The organism is Micrococcaceae bacterium Sec5.1 (assembly GCA_039636795.1).
Classification (GTDB): Bacteria; Actinomycetota; Actinomycetes; order Actinomycetales; family Micrococcaceae; genus Arthrobacter.
Genome location: CP143430.1, coordinates 4,106,860 through 4,124,555, shown reverse-complemented (window position 1 = coordinate 4,124,555; position 17,696 = coordinate 4,106,860). Strand labels below are relative to the sequence as shown.

Below are 17,696 nucleotides of genomic sequence, written 5' to 3'. Positions count from 1 at the left end.
CAGTGCTCACAGTGCAGCTCCGTAGGAAGTAGTTGTGGGCGCGGCAGGCGCCGGGGCGTCGATGGTGTTGGGAACGAAGCGGCAGAAATAGTCCGTGATGGGGCCATCCGATTCACGGATGCCGCAGCCCACGGACTCGCCGTCCACCACCCACAGACCAAGCACCGGATGGTTTCCATCAAAGTCGGGTAGGGCGTGGTACTGCTGGAAGCACCACCCTTCACGGCCATAGCCGCCGGGTTGCTGCAGCTCGATGCCGGGGGCGTGGATGCGGATGTTGTCGCCCTCGCGGCCATGAAGGGGCTTGGCCACCCATTCCTTGAGCGGGCCAGGATCGCCAAGGTAGGCCGGCAGGAGGTTCTCGTGGCCGGGGTACAGGTGCCATAGCGCAGCAAGCAGGGCTTTATTGGAGAGCAGCATCTTCCACGCGGGCTCCACCCATCGAGGATTGTGGGCCCGCGTCAGCAGCCGATGCCCGAAAGGTTCCTTCATCATCAGTTCCCACGGGTACAGCTTGAACATGGTGCTGATCATGAAATTGTCCAGGTCCACAAAGCGGTTCAGGTTCGGGTCCCAACCGATATCCGACATATTGATGCCCATAGTCGTCCACCCACCCTGGCTCGCCACGTCCCGCATGTAGGCGGCAGTCATCCAATCTTCACCGGATTCTTCGGCCTCCGAATGAGCCACATGCAGTGTGCTCATCCCGGTGCGGAACTGCAGCTTTTTCCATTGCCGGATCAGCGCCTCATGGATTCCGTTCCACTGGTCCTTTTCCGGGAACACATCCTGCAACCAGAACCACTGCGCAACGGAAGCTTCAATGAGTCCTGTGGGCGTATCGGCGTTATACTCCAGCATCTTCGCCGGCCCGCCCTTGCCGTCATAGATGAAGTCGAAGCGACCGTAGATATCCATGTCCCCGGCCTGCAACGATTCGCCGGCGAGCTCCAGCGCCTGTTGCCCGATTCCAATATCGCCCATGGCCCCGGTGGCGAGGTACTTTGCTGCCTCAAGACACATGAGGTGCATGTCCTCGGCAGTCTTCTCGAGCGTCTCCACCTCGTCCATGGTGAATTCGTAGTACGCCGACTCGTTCCAGTACTCGATTTTGCGGCCATCGGGCATGGTGGTGGTCGAAAAGACCAGGCCCTGTTCTTCGATCTTCTTTTTCCAGTCCGGCCTGGGCTCGGAGGGCAAACGCTGCACGCCTAGCCTCCCGAGCTTCCGCCGCTTTTGGAGCTGCTGCCAAAGCCGCCACGGCTGACTGTGCCGCCCTTGGTGCTGTAACCCGTTGAAGTCTTGGCGCCCTGTGGAACTGTCTTGACGGAGCCCGGGTAGGAGTTGCGGTTCTGTCCCACAGCAGGCACGGTGGCTCCCCGCGAGTAGAAGTACCAGGCGTAGATGGCCGACCCGCGGCCATCCGAGCTGCTGTTGTTGCACTGGGTATCGTCCACGCGCTCGCCGGTTTCATCGTTGAAACAGACCTGCGCGTAGTCAGCCTCTTGTTCGCTGCTGGCAACTACGGCCGTGATGGTTCCCGCCAGGAGGGCGGTAACGCCCAAACCCACGACGACGGTGCGGCGCCTGGAACGCTTCTTCCGCGCCTCGGCTTGGGCTGATTCGCGTTCACGTTCCTTGGCGAAGGGGTCAATGATAGGCAGCGGCTCGCCGGGCCCGGGCGTGGATGCGCCGGGCTTGGAAGAGCCCTGCCTGGAAGAACCGGGCTTGGAGGAACCTGGTTCCTGTCCGCTCGGCTTCTGTCCGCTCGGCTTCTGTCCGCTCGGCTTCTGTCCGCTCGGCTTCTGTCCGCCAGGTGGATTGTCCCTGTCATTGGCTGGAGGGATCAGCTCCGGATGGAGCTCGGGTTTGGGCACCTGCCACGGTGGTGGCTTGGGCGGATTCCTGCCCGCGTCCGGGCCCTGGCCGCCCCCGTCAGCAGCGCCCCCGGCAGCGCCGCCGCCGGACGCGCCATTGCCTGACGCGCCGTTGCCTGAAGCGTCATTTCCTGAAGCACCGCTGCCAGCGGCGCCTTCGTTCGGGTCCATATATATCCCCCTGGATAGACCGTTGGATTGTCCGGCGCCATGCCGGACCAGATGCTGAAAGCAAGCCTAGTCCTTGCGCGGACCGCGGGCACTGGTGGCACAGAAGGGTGGGCACAACTGCCCACCCTGCCAACCGTGGAAGGATGTAGCCATGCCAGCTCCTGAAGCACAAAGCAGCGACTCCAACGACGTTCTGCTGCGTCTTCCCGCGGTTCGGGGCATCGGCCGTGGACGGGTTATCGTTGGCCTTGTCCTTGCCCTGCTGTTGCCGCCCGGCGTCGAAGTCCTGGTCACTGTGCTGGGCTTCCGCAACTTCGCCATGATCATGCTCCTTCAGCTGGCAGCGGCCGTGGCCGTTGCCGCAATCGGAGGTCTGTGGCCCGCCGTGGTCGCGGCGGTGCTGGGCAGTTTCCTGTTGAACTACTTCTCCGCCGAACCCGTAGGTTCCCTGTCCATCGCTGATCCAACCACTCTGTTCACGCTGGTGGTTTTCCTGGCCGTGGCTTGCGGTGTGGCGCTCGCGGTGGGACTGGCGAGCCGCAGGGCCCAGGAAGCTGCGAGGTCCGAGGCCGAGGCCACAGCGTTGAGCGAGTTGGCCCTGCGCATCCTCAGTTCGGACGGCAGCCTTGAATCCTTCCTTGAGAAAGTCCGCGGAAATCTCGGCATGGAGGCTGTGACACTCTTGGGCTCCCCGGCCCCGGACAGCGTCACCGTGCCTGGCGCGCCGCCGCAGTGGCGGGTTCTTGCGAGCGCCGGCCCCAATCCGCCCGTGACCCATGCCGCCGCGGACCATGCCGCCGTCGTCGATCCCCACTACACATTGTTGTTGCGCGGTGGTGCGCTGTCCTCCCAACACCAGCGGCTGCTTGCGGCCTTTGGAGCGTTTGTGGTGGCTGTGCGTGAGCGGCAGCAACTGGTCAAGAGCCGGCGTGACAACCTTCGCCTGGCCGAGGGAAACAAGATGCGGACGTCCATCCTTCGTGCTGTTTCGCATGATTTGAGGACGCCGTTGGCTGGAATCAAACTGGCTGTGAGCAGCCTGCGGCAGGAAGAGGTCCAGTTCCCTCCGGACGTGGAGAAGGAGTTGTTGGAGACGATCGAGAATTATGCTGACCGCCTGGACCATTTGGTGGACAACCTGCTGGATATGTCCCGGATTACCGCCGACGCCGTGAACCCGTTGCTAGTGGGCACCACCTGGACCGAAATATTGCCCGAAGCACTTCGCGGGATCCCGAAAGGTCGGATACGCAGCGAGCTGCAACCCAACCTGCCGCCGGTAACAGCCGACTCAGGCATGTTGGAGAGCGTGGTGGCGAACATCGTTGAAAACGCGGTGAAGTACGCACCTGGTTCGGACGTCATCCTGACTGCACGTGCCGGGGCAGGGATCACAGTGGGGGACAAGCCTGCCAGTGAACTGAGGATTGTGGACCATGGCAGCGGGGTGGGACACAACGAAGTGCTTGAGATGTTCCAACCCTTCCAGCGGCTTGGCGATTCACCCGCCCGGGCAAGCGGCGCCGGCGGCGGAATTGGGTTGGGACTGGCGGTTGCCAAGGGTTTCACGGAAGCCATGGGCGGCACGCTCGTCGCGGAGCCGACGCCAGGTGGCGGCTTGACCATGGTGGTTACGTTGCCGCTGTGGACCGGTTATGGGGGAGGCAGGGCATGACCCGTGTGCTGATAGTTGAGGACGAAGTCCAGATTGCGCGGGCAATGCAGATCACCTTGCAAGCCCATGGGTACCAGGCAATGACCGTTGGAAACGGCGCCGATGCCTTGAACGCCGTAGCGAAGGAAAGCGTCAACATTGTTGTGTTGGACCTGGGATTGCCGGATATGGACGGGGTGGAGATCATCCGCCGCATCCGCGGGTGGAGCAGCATGCCCATCATCGTGTTGTCTGCCCGGCATGCCTCGGAGGACAAAGTGGAAGCGCTCGACGCCGGTGCGGACGACTACGTGACCAAGCCCTTCGGACTGGATGAGCTGCTTGCGCGGCTTCGGGTTGCCTCGCGCAGGGTCCTCATCGATCGCGAGGAGCCTACCTTGGCGACGTCGGACTTCATGGTGGACTTGGCGGGCAAGAAGATCGTGAAGGACGGATCAGAGGTGCGGCTGACGCCCACCGAGTGGAACATCCTGGAGTTGCTGGTCCGGAACAAGGGAAAGCTGGTGAGCCAGCAGCAGATCCTGACCCAGGTCTGGGGGCAGGCGTACGCCAAGGAGACGCAATATCTGCGGGTCTATATTGCCCAATTGCGGCGAAAGCTGGAGAGGGACCCTGCCGCACCGCGGCACCTGCACACCGAAGCGGGAATGGGTTACCGGTTCGACCCTTAAATCCGGCTTCCCGTCCGTAAACTGTTGTCCATGAACACCGCATCCCTTCTCGCTGTCTGCCGTGTCCACCAGTTGTTGCCGGATCCGGAAGGAAGCGTTGGCGTCACCGCGATCGATAAGCGTCCTGTGGAAGGCCCCGTCAAGATCCACAAGCTTGGCGTCCACGGCGATGTCCAAGCCAACAGGTTCGATCACGGCGGCGAAGACCAGGCTCTGTACGCGTATTCCCAAGCAGACGCCGATTACTGGTCAGCCACACTGGACCGTGAGCTTCCAGCCGGCGCCTTCGGGGAGAACCTGCGGGTGGCCGGCATCGAGACCACGGGAGCCGTGATTGGTGAACGTTGGAGGATCGGGCTGGATGTGGAAGTGGAGGTAACGTCGCCGCGCGTCCCGTGCGCCACCTTCCAGCGCTTGCTGGACGAGCCGCAATGGGTGAAGCGCTTCACGCAGGCGGGGCGCGTGGGTACCTACCTGCGCGTGATCAAGCCGGGGACGGTCTCGGCGGGAGACCACATTCACCGGCTGTTCGTACCGAAGCACGGCATTACTGTTGGACAGTGGTTCAGCGAGCCCACGCCGGAGATGGTGCAAACCTTGCTCGATGCCGAGGCGGACGGGGAGGTCCGGCTCCAGGACGAATATCATGAGAAATTCGAGAAAGTCCTGCGCCGGAACGGGTTGTAAGCCTTCTTGAACGGGCTGCAGGGCTGCCTTGAATATTGCCGTGAGGGCTTCCTTGTGGGCTGCCTTGTAGTGCCGAAGAGTCCGGGTGTGCTCAAGCTCACCCGTCTTCATCAGGACTCAACTCGCGGTGAGGGCACTCTGTGCCCTACACTTGAAATATCCCCCACTCCGGAAATCCCTTTATCCTGCCCAATTCTTGAGGCAGGACTGGTAAGTGTTGGGGCCCGCAAATGTGTGCGGGCATTTTCATAGGGAGAGCCGGCTAAAGAAAACGCTGTACAGACTGCTGGGATAGCAGCCAAGAGATGCAGCGGGAAGTCCTGCCATGGGATTGCGATAGCGCCGGACTTCTTGCGAAAGCAGGGCACCTTTGCCTGGCTCTTCGCGACGAGTAATGCGGCCAAGCCCAACCGGGCCGCGCCGACTGCCCTATGGATGAGGAATTTCCCCCTATGACCGAAAATCTCAACGAAAACTTCGACGCCCAGAACGCTGAGTCTGCTGACGTAGCAGAGACCGCCGCTGAAGGCACCGTAGTAGAAGCACCGGCTACCGCCGCTGCCCCCGTCGAGAACGCTGCACCCGAGTCTGCAGCCCCCGCCTTCACCGAAGCTCCTGCCCCCAAGGCAGAAGACGAGGAAGAAGAAGGCGTCCGCTTCGTCGATCTTGGCATCGATGGCCGCGTTCTGGCCGCACTGCAGGATGTCGGCTACGAAAAGCCGTCCCCCATCCAGGCAGCCACCATCCCGCTGCTCCTCGAAGGCCGCGACGTCGTCGGCCTGGCCCAGACCGGTACCGGCAAGACCGCAGCCTTCGCTGTTCCTGCGCTGTCCCGCCTGGCTGAGCTGCACGACCTCAACGGCCCGTCCCGCAAGACCCAGGCATTGGTCCTGGCGCCGACGCGTGAACTCGCCCTCCAGGTTGCTGAAGCGTTCACTTCCTACGCCAAGCACATTGACGATTTCACCGTGCTCCCGGTTTACGGTGGTTCCGCTTACGGTCCCCAGCTGGCCGGCCTGCGCCGCGGTGCACAGGTTGTTGTCGGTACCCCCGGCCGTGTGATCGACCACATTGCCAAGGGCTCCCTTGACCTCTCTGAACTCCAGTACTTGGTGCTGGACGAAGCTGACGAGATGCTGCGCATGGGCTTCGCCGATGATGTAGAGCAGATCTTCCAGCAGACTCCGGAAACCCGCCAGGTTGCACTGTTCTCTGCCACCATGCCGGGCCAGATCCGCCGCATGTCCAAGCAGTACCTGAACAACCCTGCTGAAATCTCGGTGAAGTCCAAGACCACCACCGGTGCCAACACCAAGCAGCGTTACCTTCAGGTCATGGGCCCGCACAAGCTTGACGCCCTGACCCGCATCCTCGAGGTCGAAGAGTTCGACGGCGTTATCGCCTTCGTGCGCACCAAGATGGCCACCGAGGACCTCGCTGACAAGCTGAAGGCCCGCGGTTTCCAGGCTGCCGCCATCAATGGCGACATCCCGCAGCAGCAGCGTGAACGCACTGTTGACGCGCTGAAGGAAGGCCGCATCGACATCCTGGTTGCTACCGACGTCGCAGCCCGTGGTCTTGACGTTGAGCGCATCAGCCACGTCATCAACTACGACATCCCCCACGACACCGAGTCCTACGTCCACCGCATCGGCCGCACCGGCCGTGCAGGCCGTTCCGGTGACGCCATCCTGTTCATGACGCCTCGGGAGAAGTACCTGCTGCGTTCCATCGAGAAGGCCACGCGCCAGCCGGTGGAGCAGATGCACCTGCCCACGGCCGAGACCGTGAACACGCTGCGCCTGGGCAAGTTCGCCGAGCGCATCACCGAGACGCTTGAGTCCGAGGATGTTGCAGCATTCCGCGACCTCATCTCCTCCTACGAGGAAGAGCACAACGTACCGGCCTCGGAGATCGCTGCTGCACTTGCCGTCATGGCACAGGGCGGACAGCCGTTGCTGGTCAAGGAACTGCCTGCAGCTCCTGAGTACCAGAAGCGCGAACGCTCCAAGGACGGCTTCGGCTCCCGTGGCCCGACCCGTGCACTCACCGAGGGCAACGCCACCTACCGGATCGCCGTCGGACGCCGTCAGCGCGTCATGCCGGGCTCCATCGTGGGCGCCATTGCCAACGAAGGTGGTATCTCTTCCGCACAAATCGGTGGCATCGACATACGCTCGGACCACTCCCTGGTGGAGCTTCCGGCCGACCTGAGCCCCGAGCAGCTGCGCGCACTGTCCCGCACCCGCATTGGTGGCGAACTGATCAACCTCGAGCTGGACAACGGACGCAAGCCCAGCGGCGACCGTGGCAGCTACTCCGGTGGTGGCGCCGGTGGCCGTGGTGGCTACGGCGACCGCGAAAACCGTGGAGGCGGCAACTTCAAGGGCAGCGGTGGGTTCAAGAAGGACTTCCGCAAGTCCGAAGGTGGCGAGCGTTCCTCTGCTGACCGTGGCGGCCGCACGTACAGCGACCGCTCCGAGCGCACTGCAGGCAGCTTCGGCGATCGAGACCGTGGCCAGTCCAGCGGCTCCCGCTTCGGTGGACACGGCGACGGCGCCCGCAAGCCCCGCAGCGGTGGCGAAGGCGGACACCGCGACTTCAACCGCAAGGGCAAGTGGTAAACACTAAGTAGTTCCCGTCAGGGGGTCGGCTTTCGGGCCGGCCCCCTGTGGCGTTTAATCCCACAATTCCCGCTCTTGTTCGGCATTCCCTCCGTTCAAGGGCGGGTGGGACGAACAAGGGCGGGTTCCATGCCACGGGGAGCCGCCGTACGATCAAAGTGCTACGAGCCGCGTAGCTGCGAAGAGCCTGACGGTCGCACGCTGAATGCAGGAGGGTTCCCCATGGGATTGCTCGACAATTTGAAGAAGAACCTGGGAATGGGCGGAAAGGGCGACGGCCAACAGGACCAGACGGCCGTAACGCAGGCCGCAGAGGATACTGCCGCCGTCGATGCTTCTGCTTCGAGCAAGGCCGCCGCAGAAGCTGCTGCAGTCCAAGCGGCCGAGCAGCAGGAGGCAGCCAACGCTGCAGGCGCTCAGATCGCCGAGCAGGCGGGCTTGGAGCCCGGAGCGCCGGAGGTCCAGCCACTGGCCCAACAGGCAGCCTCTGAGGCCGCTGCCGAGGCAGGGCAGCGCGGTCCAGTCGCCCCACGCGTCACGGAGGTTGTAGTGGAACCCGGTGACACCATGAGCGGCATCGCTGCGCAGTTCGGAGTGGACCTCGCAGCCCTGATCGCAACCAATGCTGACACAGTGCCTAACCCGGATCTCATCTATCCCGGACAGGTCCTCCGTCTGCCCTGATTTGGGCGGTATTTGGATCAGGAAAGTGGCGTCTGCGCAAATTGTGTCGACGCCGTTTTTTCCCGGATTTTCGCCGATTTGTAGCTTCTGAAAACGTCCGGTAGAGTATTTACTCGTTGCCCCCCTAGCTCAGTGGTAGAGCGCGTTCTTGGTAAGAACGAGGTCACCGGATCGATTCCGGTGGGGGGCTCTGAATGAGGGCCTGTGTCAAGGCGGTTTTGACCGGCTTGACACAGGTTTTTCTCATTCGTGGCGGTGTAGCTCAGTTGGTTAGAGCGCACGACTCATAATCGTGAGGTCGGGAGATCGAGCCTCCCCACCGCTACAGAGCAAGACCCCGCAGATTTTCGTCTGCGGGGTCTTTTCATTTCCCCGCCCGCGCCACCCTCCCATGTGGGACAGAATGGGTGCATGAGCCGAATCGCAATCATTGGCGGCCACGGCAAAGTGGCCCTTCATCTGTCCCGGATTCTTAGTGGCGAAGGTCACGATGTCACGTCGTTCATTCGAAATCCCGATCATGTGGCAGAAGTCACGGAGACCGGCGCCACTGCGCAGGTGCTGGACGTGGAAAACTCGACGACGGCGGAACTCGCCCACGCGCTGAAGGGCCACGACGCCGTGGTCTGGTCGGCAGGGGCTGGTGGGGGTAATCCGGCCAGGACGTATGCCGTGGACCGGGACGCCGCCATCCGATCCATGGACGCAGCCAAGGAAGCCGGCGTCACGCGTTACGTGATGGTGTCCTACATAGGCAGCGCAAAGGATCACGGCATTCCTCAGGACCACCCTTTCTTCCCCTATGCAGAGTCCAAAGCAGCGGCTGATGACTACCTGCGTAATAGTGGGTTGGATTGGACGGTCCTGGGGCCGGGGACCTTGACGGAGGAGCCGGCGTCCGGGCTGATCGAGGTCAACCCGGCAAACCCTGGCAACGACACCAAGACTTCCCGTGCGAACGTTGCCCTGGTAGCCGCTGCTGTCTTGGAACTTCCTGGCACTATCCACCGGACCATCACTTTCAAGGATGGAACAGTTGACGTGGTGGATGCCCTGACCGCGGATTGACGTGAGCCCGGATTGACGTGATCGCGGATTGACGTGGCAAGGGATGCGTGGACCCCGGGATAGGTTTGTAGGTAGCTTCCGCGGCATTGTACGCAGACGCGACGTACAACTTCTGGGGAAGCGGGAACATGGATCAGCTGGCACTCATTATCGGATTGCTGCTTGCGACGGTGCTGGCCGTGGGCTTGGGCGACAGGCTTCGGCTTCCCTATCCGGTCCTGATGCTGCTCTTGGCTGTTGCGCTCACGTTCATTCCCGGCTTTCCTGAGTTTGAGATTTCGCCGGAGTTGATCCTGCCAATCTTCCTCCCACCGTTGCTCTTTGCCACCGCGCAGAAGAGTTCCTGGGCCGTTTTCCGGGTCCGGTGGCGGACGCTGCTCCTCATGGCTGTCGCCTTGGTGGTGGTCTCCACAGCAGTGGTGGCTGGTGCTGCGTGGCTCATGATTCCTGGCATCGGGATTCCGGCAGCTATTGCCTTGGGAGCCATGGTGGCGCCGCCGGATCCCGTCGCAGTCGAGTCCGTGGCTGGCCGCGTTCACATGCCCAGGCGGCTCATTACTGTTCTGCAGAGTGAGGGCCTTTTCAATGACGCCGCCGCCATTGTGATCTTCCAGGCAGCGGTAGCCGCCACGGTCTCCGGTAGCGAGGTGGGGCCTAACGTTATCCTGCAGTTCGTGGTGGGCGCGGCCTTGGCGGTGGTCATCGGCATCGCCATGGGCTGGCTGACCAAGTTCATCACCAAGCTGGTGACCTCCATGGTGGCACGCAGTGCGGTCACGCTTGTGGTTCCGTTCGCTGCGTACATCCTGGCGGAAGAGCTCCACGCTTCAGGTGTGGTGGCCGTCGTCGTGACCGCCTTGGAACTGCAACGCCACGCGCGGCCGCAGGACGCTGCTGAGCGCATCACGCGGACTGCGTTCTGGGACGTGGTGGAGCTGCTGGCGACCGGACTGGCCTTCGGCCTGGTGGGCTTGGAGATCCGTCACGTCATCCGTGACGAGGGGACGGCGATTTTCGGGATGATCGGCGTTGCTGTGGTGATCTGCATCCTGGTGTTCGTTGTTCGCTACCTATGGCTCGGGCTGCTTGCGCTAACCGCCCATCAGCGGCGGAATCTCCTGCAGCCAACCTCGCCCAAGGAAGTACTCATCCTGACATGGTGTGGAATGCGTGGGCTGGCCACGCTGGCTCTCGCTTTGGCGCTCCCAGTGACCTTGCCTGATGGCAGTGACTTCCCCGCGCGGCACGAAATCCTGGTCATCGCCTGCGCCGTGCTCCTGGCCACCTTGGTACTGCCCGGCCTGACACTTCCGTGGCTGATGCGGGTCCTCAAAGCCACGGAGGACGGTTCCCATGAAAAGGACGCGGCACGTGTTCTGGCTAAACGTGCCCAGTCGGCGGCGGTGTCGGCGCTGAAGGACCACGAGCTCATGAAGGAACTCCCCGCGGACAAAGTGGCACTGGTCAAGGAAAAGATGCGCCGGCTCCATGCAGAGCTGCTGGATGGGACGTTGCGCAACGAATCGGCGGCGGAGAAACGCAAGCGAGGGCGTGAGCTTGCCATTGCCGTGCAGACGATTGCGCTGGATGCCGCCCGCCAGGAAGTGGTGGAGGCGCGGAATGAGCCTGGGACTGATCCGGAAGTGGCAGATCGTGTTCTGAGACAGCTGGACCTGCGCACCATGTCAATGCCGGAATAGCGCGTAGCCCCGGGTTCCAGCCGGCGCTGGACAAGATCAGGAAGCGTCCGCGCGCTTAGGCAATGACGAGGGGGAGAGGTCCAGTGCGTGTTCCTCGACGTAGTCCAGGGCGTGGCGGATCGCGCCGAGGGACACAATGCCGTCGCCCAGAGTGGAGGTTGCCAGACGCGGGGGAGTGAACGTGAAGTCCGGCAACTGCTTCTCAATGGCTGGGATCAGGGCATGGGCAGAGGCTGCCACGGCTCCGGCAATAACTACCAGCTCAGGGTTGACCAAGGTACTGATTGACCCGATCACGCGGGCCATGCGGTGCGCCACGCGACCCAGGGCGTGACGGGCGGCCGGGTCTCCCTCCGCGGCTGCCTTGAAAACCATCTCTGCTGTGAGCGCTGCAGGATCATCCTCGCAAAGTTCCCGCAGCTTGGTGGTCTCGCTGCCAGAAAGGGCTTCCCGTCCCCACAACACAGCGTAGTGGGCGATGCCGTAGGTGTCGCCCACGCCGTCCACCGTATCCAGATATCCGAGTTCCCCAAAGCCACCCAGCTGCCCGTGGAGCAAACGGCCGGATTCCAGGATGCCGGAACCCAGACGGTCGCCGGCGAGCATGACCACGAGGTTGTCGACTCCCTGCGCGGTGCCTTGCCACCGTTCCGCGAGGGCTGCGAGGTTGGCGTCATTTTCCAGGAGTACCTGCCAGCCATGCCGCTCTGAAACAATCTGGCGGACATCGAAGGATTTCCAGAATTCCTGGACGGTGAGAACCTCGCCGTCGCGGCTTACCGGCGCAGCCACTCCCACAGACACAGCAAGAACCGAGTCTGCAGATACGCCGGCCTTTTTCAGGACATCGGCGGCGATCCGGTCCAGCACATCCGCGCGCTCATGGGCAGGCACAATGTATGTACGGAAGGGCATCGTGACTTGCGACAGAGGTGTTCCCGCCATGTCAGCCACTATGGCCGTGATCTTGTTGGCGCCGATGTCGATCCCAAGCACGCTGGCCGCGCTGTCGTCGAAGATAAAGCGGCGCGCCGGCCTGCCCTTTATGTAATCTCCGGCCCCTCGCTGGTTTTCCAGCTCCTGGAGCCAGCCGAGCCGGACGAGTTCGTCGCAGATGGAAATGACGGTGGCGCGGGAGAGCCCGGTAGAAGCCATGAGTTCCGTGCCTGTTACGACGCCGGCACCCCGCATGGCCTTGAGCATCGCGCCGGCATTGACCCTACGAACCAGCTGTGTTGACGGCGCAGTCCCGATCAGCATGCGATGCTCCCACTTTCCAGCCGCCTACCAGAGTGATAGAGCGGTCTCTCTAAATTTAGTACATAAATTTAGATGGCGACGCATTTCCTCAAAAGCTTGACCGTGTGGCGCTCCTCACTAAATACTAGCGATAGGTCATAAATTTACCTCCTATCTAAAGTCGGAGGTTGAACGCGACCACCTCCCCCAAGGCATAGCGGCCACTGGGGGTCCGCAAGACGAAAGGACTATGGAGTCTGTGAAAGCTACGCGCAAGAAACGCATGGCAGCGATGGGCGTGGGTCTGGCTCTGCTCGCCGGCCTTCTCTCGGGCTGTACCGGGGAACCGGGCAAAGAGACCATCCGCTTCACCTTCAGCAAGCGGGAGGCCATCGGCTTCATGACCAAGCTGGTTGCCGACTACAACGCTTCCCAGAACAAAACCGAGGTGGTGCTTGACACCTCGGGTGTCGACGTCGTGTCCGCCAGCTTCGTCCGCGGCAATCCACCGGACATCGCGCTTGCGAACTACAACATGGAGACGTCCCGCTTTGTCCAGCGCGGAGCGTTGAGCGACTTGTCCGGTACGCAAGCAGCCTCCCGCGTCCGTGAAGACCTCCAACCGCTCATGGACCAGTACGGTTCGTATCCGGACCGGACCAGTGCCCTGCCGTACTCGGTCATGGCGTCCTCGGTGATCTACAACAAGGAGATCTTCGCTGCGTACAACATCGCGGTGCCGAAGACCTGGAGCGAGATGGTCGCGGCGTGTGAAGCGCTGAAAGCCGCTGGGGTTACGCCGTTCTATGCCACGTGGAAGGACGACTGGACGATCGCTCAAGGGTGGTTTGACTACTCGGTAGGTGGGCAGGTGGACACCATTGACTTCTTCAAGAAGCTTGCTGCCGAAGGCACGGAGGTTGGGCCGGAATCCTCCGTGTCATTCCAGAAAGACTTCAACCAGCCAGTCGAGAAGATGCTCACGCTCGCAAAGAACTACGTCAACAAGGATGCTGCAAGCCGCGCCTACGGTGACGGTAATCTTGCTTTCTCGCAGGGCAAGGCGGCCATGTACCTCCAGGGCCCGTGGGCATTCAGCGAGATCGCCAAGACCGCCCCGGACCTCAAGCTCGGAACCTTTCCCCTCCCGATGACCGAAGATCCAAAGGATCTGCGCGTCCGCGTCAATGTGGATCTGGCAGCGTGGATTCCGGAAGCGTCCAAGCACAAGGATGCTGCACGTAACTTCCTCGAGTACCTGTACAGGCCAGAGGTGATCGATGCCTACAACAAATCGCAGTTGGGCTTCACGCCCACCAAGGATTCTGCAAACGTCCCGGACCCCCGGATTGAGGGAATGGTGGAGTACTACGAGAAATCGCAGGTTTACCAGGGCCCCTCGGTGCTCGTTCCGCGCACCATCCCGATCATGAACTATACGCAGGCAATCGTGTTTGGCGCGTCCCCTGCATCCACCCTCCGCACGCTCGACGCAGATTGGGCGCGCCTGGCCTTCCGCCAGTAGTGCAGAACATAGGAAGTCAGAAACATGTCCAGCATCAGCACCTCAACCACATCCAGGCAGAGCCTGCAAAAGCAGGGGCGCCAAAAGCAGCGTCCCCAAACCCAGCGCAGCAGGCGGCGTGTGGAACCGATCTTCTACTTTTTCCTCGTGCCCAGCCTCATCCTGTTCACACTCGCCATCACGATTCCGGGCATCATCGGTATCTTCTTCAGCTTCACGAACTCCATCGGAATAGGTGATTGGGAGTTCATCGGCCTGACAAACTACATCGCGATCTTCAGTGACCCCGCTATCCTGCAGAGTTACCTGTTCACCTTCGGGTTCTCCATCGTCACCGTGATCGCCGTCAACGTGATCGCCTTCCTGCTTGCAGTCGGGCTTACCTCGCGCATCCGGATGAAGTCGGCACTGCGAACCATCTTCGTTATCCCCATGGTGGTTTCCGGCATCATCATCGCCTACGTGTTCAACTTCCTGTTTTCGAACTCCCTGCCTGCCGCGGGTGCTGCAGCAGGCATCCCTTGGCTGGAGAGCAGCCTGCTCGCCAACCCCGACCTCGCGTGGATTGCGATTGTCCTTGTCACAGCCTGGCAGGCAGTACCCGGGGCGCTGCTCATCTACATTGCGGGCCTTGTTGCTGTGCCCGGGGACGTTTATGAGGCCGCAGAAATCGACGGGGCGAGCAAATTCCAACAGCTGCTGAAGATCACCCTTCCGTTGGTGGCCGGTTACGTGGTCATCAACATCATTCTTGGGTTCAAGGGCTTCCTCAATGCCTACGACATCATCGTCGGGCTGACGAACGGCGGCCCGGGGACCTCCACCCGAAGCATCGCGATGACTGTCATCGCCGGCTTCAATGGCGGCGACTACGCCTACCAGATGGCCAATGCAACCATCTTCTTCGTGGTCGCCATCCTTATCTCACTCCTGCAGCTCTCGCTGACTCGCGGACGGAATGCACTCTGATGACCACAGAAACCACCCTCGCAATCGGGGAGTCCTCCCACGTTGAACCCGGCACCGCTCCAAGCAGCCGACGGCGGTCGGCTGCGGCCCTCGAGCGGGTCAATTGGCCGGCAACCACGGTCCTCGTCCTGTGCGCGGTAACCGTGCTGCTTCCCCTCTATGTCACGGTGTCCATGGCCTTCAAGACCCAGGGGCAGGCAGTGGACGGCAATGCCTTCTCATTTCCCGCACCCTTCAGCCTCGACGGTTTCATCCAGGCCTGGACCCTGACGAACTTTCCCGTGGGTGCCGCGATGTCATTGCTGGTGACCGCAGGGACTGTCCTTGCCACCATCGTCCTTTCTGCGTTCGCCTCCTACGCGATTGTGCGCAATTGGGAACGCCGGTTGTTCAGGTACTCGTTCTTCTACCTTCTTGGGGCGATGTTCATTCCGTTCCCGGTGGTTGCACTGCCGCAGATCCAGCTCACCGGTCGTCTTGGGCTGGACAACCCGCTCGGCGTCATCCTCTTGGCCACCATGTTCCAACTGAGCTTCAGCGTGCTGCTCTTCACTGCATTCCTGCGTTCCATCCCCATGGAACTGGAAGAGAGTGCTCGGATCGATGGCGCTACAACATGGCAGACATTCTGGAAGCTGATTTTCCCGCTGTTGGCGCCGATGAGCGCAACCGTGGGGATCTTCGCCTTCCTTTATGCGTGGAATGACTTCATGATGCCGTCGCTGATCATTTCCGATCCTGCATTGCAGACCCTGCCTGTGCGGCAAAACCTGTTCCAGACGCAGTTCAGCAACAACTACCACGTGTCTTTCGCCTCCTACCTGATGGCGATGGCACCCGCGATCGTCGCGTACCTCTTCACGCAGAGGTGGGTCATGGCGGGCGTGACACAAAGTGCCGTTAAGGGCTAGTGGATGTTGACCTTCCGTGCCCAGCGTTTCATACTGGTCCGGGACATAAATTTAGATTCTAAATCAAAGGAGTTTCGTGAGCACTTCCGCCACTCAGGCACACCGTACCGACGAAGAGCGAATGGCTGATCCGAACTGGTGGCGCCAGGCAGCTGTGTACCAGATCTACCCGCGCAGCTTCGCCGACTCCAACGGTGACGGCATCGGTGACCTCAAGGGCATCACTGCCAAGGTTCCGTACCTGAAGGAACTGGGGATCGACGCCGTTTGGCTGAGCCCGTTCTACCCGTCGGCGCTCGCGGACGGTGGCTACGACGTCGACGATTACCGCAACGTGGACCCCAAACTGGGGACGCTTGAAGACTTCGATGAGATGGCAGCGGCACTGCATGCCGCAGGCATCAAGCTGGTGGCCGACATCGTTCCCAACCACTCTTCGGACCGCCACGAGTGGTTCAGGGAGGCGCTGGCATCGCCGAAGGGTTCTGCTGCGCGGGAACGCTACATCTTCCGGGACGGCCGGGGCGAAAATGGCGAGTTGCCGCCGTCGGACTGGGACTCTGTCTTCGGTGGACCCATCTGGGAGCGCATCACTGAACCTGACGGCACTCCCGGCCAGTGGTACATGCACATCTTCGCCAAGGAGCAGCCGGACTTCAATTGGGACAACCCTGAGGTGCGCGAGGACTTCCTGAAGACCCTGCGCTTCTGGTCCGACCGCGGCGTGGACGGCTTCCGCATCGACGTCGCCCACGGCATGGCCAAGGATCTCTCCGAGCCGCTGCCGATGAAGGCAGACCTCGAGGCCCGGGCTCATGGCACCGATGGTTTCGTGGACGGATCGCACCCGTTCTGGGACCGCGACGAAGTCCACGAGGTCTACGCGGAGTGGCGCAAGCTTTTCAACGAGTACAACCCGCCGCGCACCGCCGTCGCCGAGGCCTGGGTCCACGAATCCCGCCGCGCCCGCTATGCCAGCCCCGAGGGACTGGGCCAGGCCTTCAACTTCGACCTCCTGCAGGCCGACTTCGAGGCGCCTTCCTTCCGAAAGATCATCACGGAAAACCTGATCGCGGCCAAGGAAACCGGGGCGTCCTCCACCTGGGTATTCTCCAACCACGACGTCGTTCGGCACGCCACCCGCTACGGACTGCCCAAGGGTGGTTCAGTTGCCCAGGGAACCAACGCCGCCCAGGATGTCTCGGCCACGAAGGCAAAGGGCCAGGACGGTAAAGGCTGGCTGCTGGCTGGCGCGCCTGCGGAAGAGCTCGACGTCGAACTCGGCTTGCGCCGTGCCCGCGCCGCCACGTTGCTGCTCCTCGCCCTGCCCGGCTCCGCCTACCTTTACCAAGGCGAAGAGCTTGGCCTGCAGGAAGTAGCTGAGATCCCGGACTCCGAGCGCCAGGACCCGTCCTTCTACCGCAACCCAGGGGTGGAGATCGGCCGCGATGGCTGCCGGGTCCCGCTGCCGTGGACCTCAGAAGGACCCTCCTTTGGCTTCGGAGAAGCCAAGGCACACTTGCCGCAGCCGGAATGGTTCGCAAACTACGCGGTGTCCGAGCAGGAAGGACGTGAAGGCTCAACGCTGGAGCTTTACCGCAAAGCGCTGCGCTTGCGCCGGGAACTGCAGACCGACGAGGAACTCGAATGGGTTGAGACCGGAAACCAGGACGTCCTGCACTTCAGCCGTCCGGGTGGTTGGGAAACGGTAACCAACTTCGGAAGTGAGCCCTTCGCACTTCCGATGGGTACCGTCGTCGTGAGCAGCGGACCGCTGGAAGGCGGCCTGCTCCCGGCCGACACCACCGCGTGGGTGGTCCGCGACGCGTAAGCGCCACCATCCCTTAAACCCATCTGAGTCGCAGTTGTGCTTAACTGCGACTCAGATGCGT

General features: G+C 62.0%; 14 protein-coding genes and 2 tRNA genes. 13 read left to right on the top strand and 3 right to left on the bottom strand.

All coding sequences use genetic code 11. The annotated features are described in order from the left end of the window. Positions 1-6: 6 nt before the first annotated feature. The gene (locus tag VUN82_18850; protein ID XAS71122.1) at positions 7-1,212 is read right to left on the bottom strand and encodes a glutathionylspermidine synthase family protein; all 1,206 of its coding nucleotides are present in this window, start codon (positions 1,210-1,212) and stop codon (positions 7-9) included. Between the two features lie 2 nt (positions 1,213-1,214). Further along, complete coding sequence (locus VUN82_18845; protein ID XAS74742.1) at positions 1,215-1,880, bottom strand: Tat pathway signal protein; 666 nt, start codon at positions 1,878-1,880, stop codon at positions 1,215-1,217. Positions 1,881-2,202: 322 nt separating this feature from the next. Between VUN82_18845 and VUN82_18840 the strand changes: the two genes are divergently transcribed. The 9 genes from VUN82_18840 to VUN82_18800 all read left to right on the top strand — a co-directional run bounded on the left by VUN82_18840 (position 2,203) and on the right by VUN82_18800 (position 11,160). Beyond that, positions 2,203-3,726, top strand: a complete 1,524-nt coding sequence (locus VUN82_18840) for an ATP-binding protein (GenBank protein ID XAS71121.1) — start codon at positions 2,203-2,205, stop codon at positions 3,724-3,726. Continuing rightward, a complete protein-coding gene (locus VUN82_18835; protein ID XAS71120.1) occupies positions 3,723-4,397 on the top strand; it encodes a response regulator in 675 nt (224 codons plus the stop codon). The genes VUN82_18840 and VUN82_18835 overlap by 4 nt, the downstream gene beginning before the upstream one ends. 30 nt (positions 4,398-4,427) lie before the next feature. Next, positions 4,428-5,084, top strand: a complete 657-nt coding sequence (locus VUN82_18830) for an MOSC domain-containing protein (protein XAS71119.1) — start codon at positions 4,428-4,430, stop codon at positions 5,082-5,084. Between the two features lie 452 nt (positions 5,085-5,536). Continuing rightward, positions 5,537-7,708 (top strand): DEAD/DEAH box helicase, encoded by a 2,172-nt coding sequence (locus VUN82_18825; GenBank protein ID XAS71118.1) that lies wholly within the window; start codon positions 5,537-5,539, stop codon positions 7,706-7,708. A gap of 222 nt (positions 7,709-7,930) precedes the next feature. Beyond that, positions 7,931-8,392 carry a LysM domain-containing protein gene (locus VUN82_18820; protein XAS71117.1) on the top strand — a complete coding sequence of 154 codons (462 nt, stop codon included), beginning with the start codon at positions 7,931-7,933 and terminating at the stop codon, positions 8,390-8,392. Between the two features lie 118 nt (positions 8,393-8,510). Continuing rightward, a tRNA-Thr gene (locus tag VUN82_18815) sits at positions 8,511-8,582 on the top strand. A gap of 61 nt (positions 8,583-8,643) precedes the next feature. Next, positions 8,644-8,717, top strand: a tRNA-Met gene (locus tag VUN82_18810). An 86-nt stretch (positions 8,718-8,803) separates the two neighbouring features. Continuing rightward, the gene (locus tag VUN82_18805) at positions 8,804-9,460 is read left to right on the top strand and encodes an NAD(P)-binding oxidoreductase (GenBank protein ID XAS71116.1); all 657 of its coding nucleotides are present in this window, start codon (positions 8,804-8,806) and stop codon (positions 9,458-9,460) included. Positions 9,461-9,588: 128 nt separating this feature from the next. After that, positions 9,589-11,160: a Na+/H+ antiporter gene (locus VUN82_18800; GenBank protein XAS71115.1), complete on the top strand. Its 1,572-nt coding sequence runs from the start codon at positions 9,589-9,591 to the stop codon at positions 11,158-11,160. A 36-nt stretch (positions 11,161-11,196) separates the two neighbouring features. Here VUN82_18800 and VUN82_18795 read toward each other — a convergent pair whose 3' ends face one another. Then, positions 11,197-12,420, bottom strand: coding sequence for an ROK family protein (locus VUN82_18795; GenBank protein ID XAS71114.1), 1,224 nt, complete (start codon positions 12,418-12,420; stop codon positions 11,197-11,199). 229 nt (positions 12,421-12,649) lie between these two features. Here VUN82_18795 and VUN82_18790 point away from each other — a divergent pair, with 229 nt between their 5' ends. The 4 genes from VUN82_18790 to VUN82_18775 all read left to right on the top strand — a co-directional run bounded on the left by VUN82_18790 (position 12,650) and on the right by VUN82_18775 (position 17,635). Further along, complete coding sequence (locus tag VUN82_18790) at positions 12,650-13,924, top strand: extracellular solute-binding protein (protein ID XAS71113.1); 1,275 nt, start codon at positions 12,650-12,652, stop codon at positions 13,922-13,924. A gap of 24 nt (positions 13,925-13,948) precedes the next feature. After that, positions 13,949-14,893: a sugar ABC transporter permease gene (locus tag VUN82_18785; GenBank protein XAS71112.1), complete on the top strand. Its 945-nt coding sequence runs from the start codon at positions 13,949-13,951 to the stop codon at positions 14,891-14,893. Next, a complete protein-coding gene (locus VUN82_18780) occupies positions 14,893-15,804 on the top strand; it encodes a carbohydrate ABC transporter permease (GenBank protein ID XAS71111.1) in 912 nt (303 codons plus the stop codon). Before VUN82_18785 ends, VUN82_18780 begins: the two co-directional genes overlap by 1 nt. Positions 15,805-15,880: 76 nt before the next feature. Continuing rightward, positions 15,881-17,635, top strand: coding sequence for a glycoside hydrolase family 13 protein (locus VUN82_18775; protein XAS71110.1), 1,755 nt, complete (start codon positions 15,881-15,883; stop codon positions 17,633-17,635). Positions 17,636-17,696 lie beyond the last annotated feature (61 nt).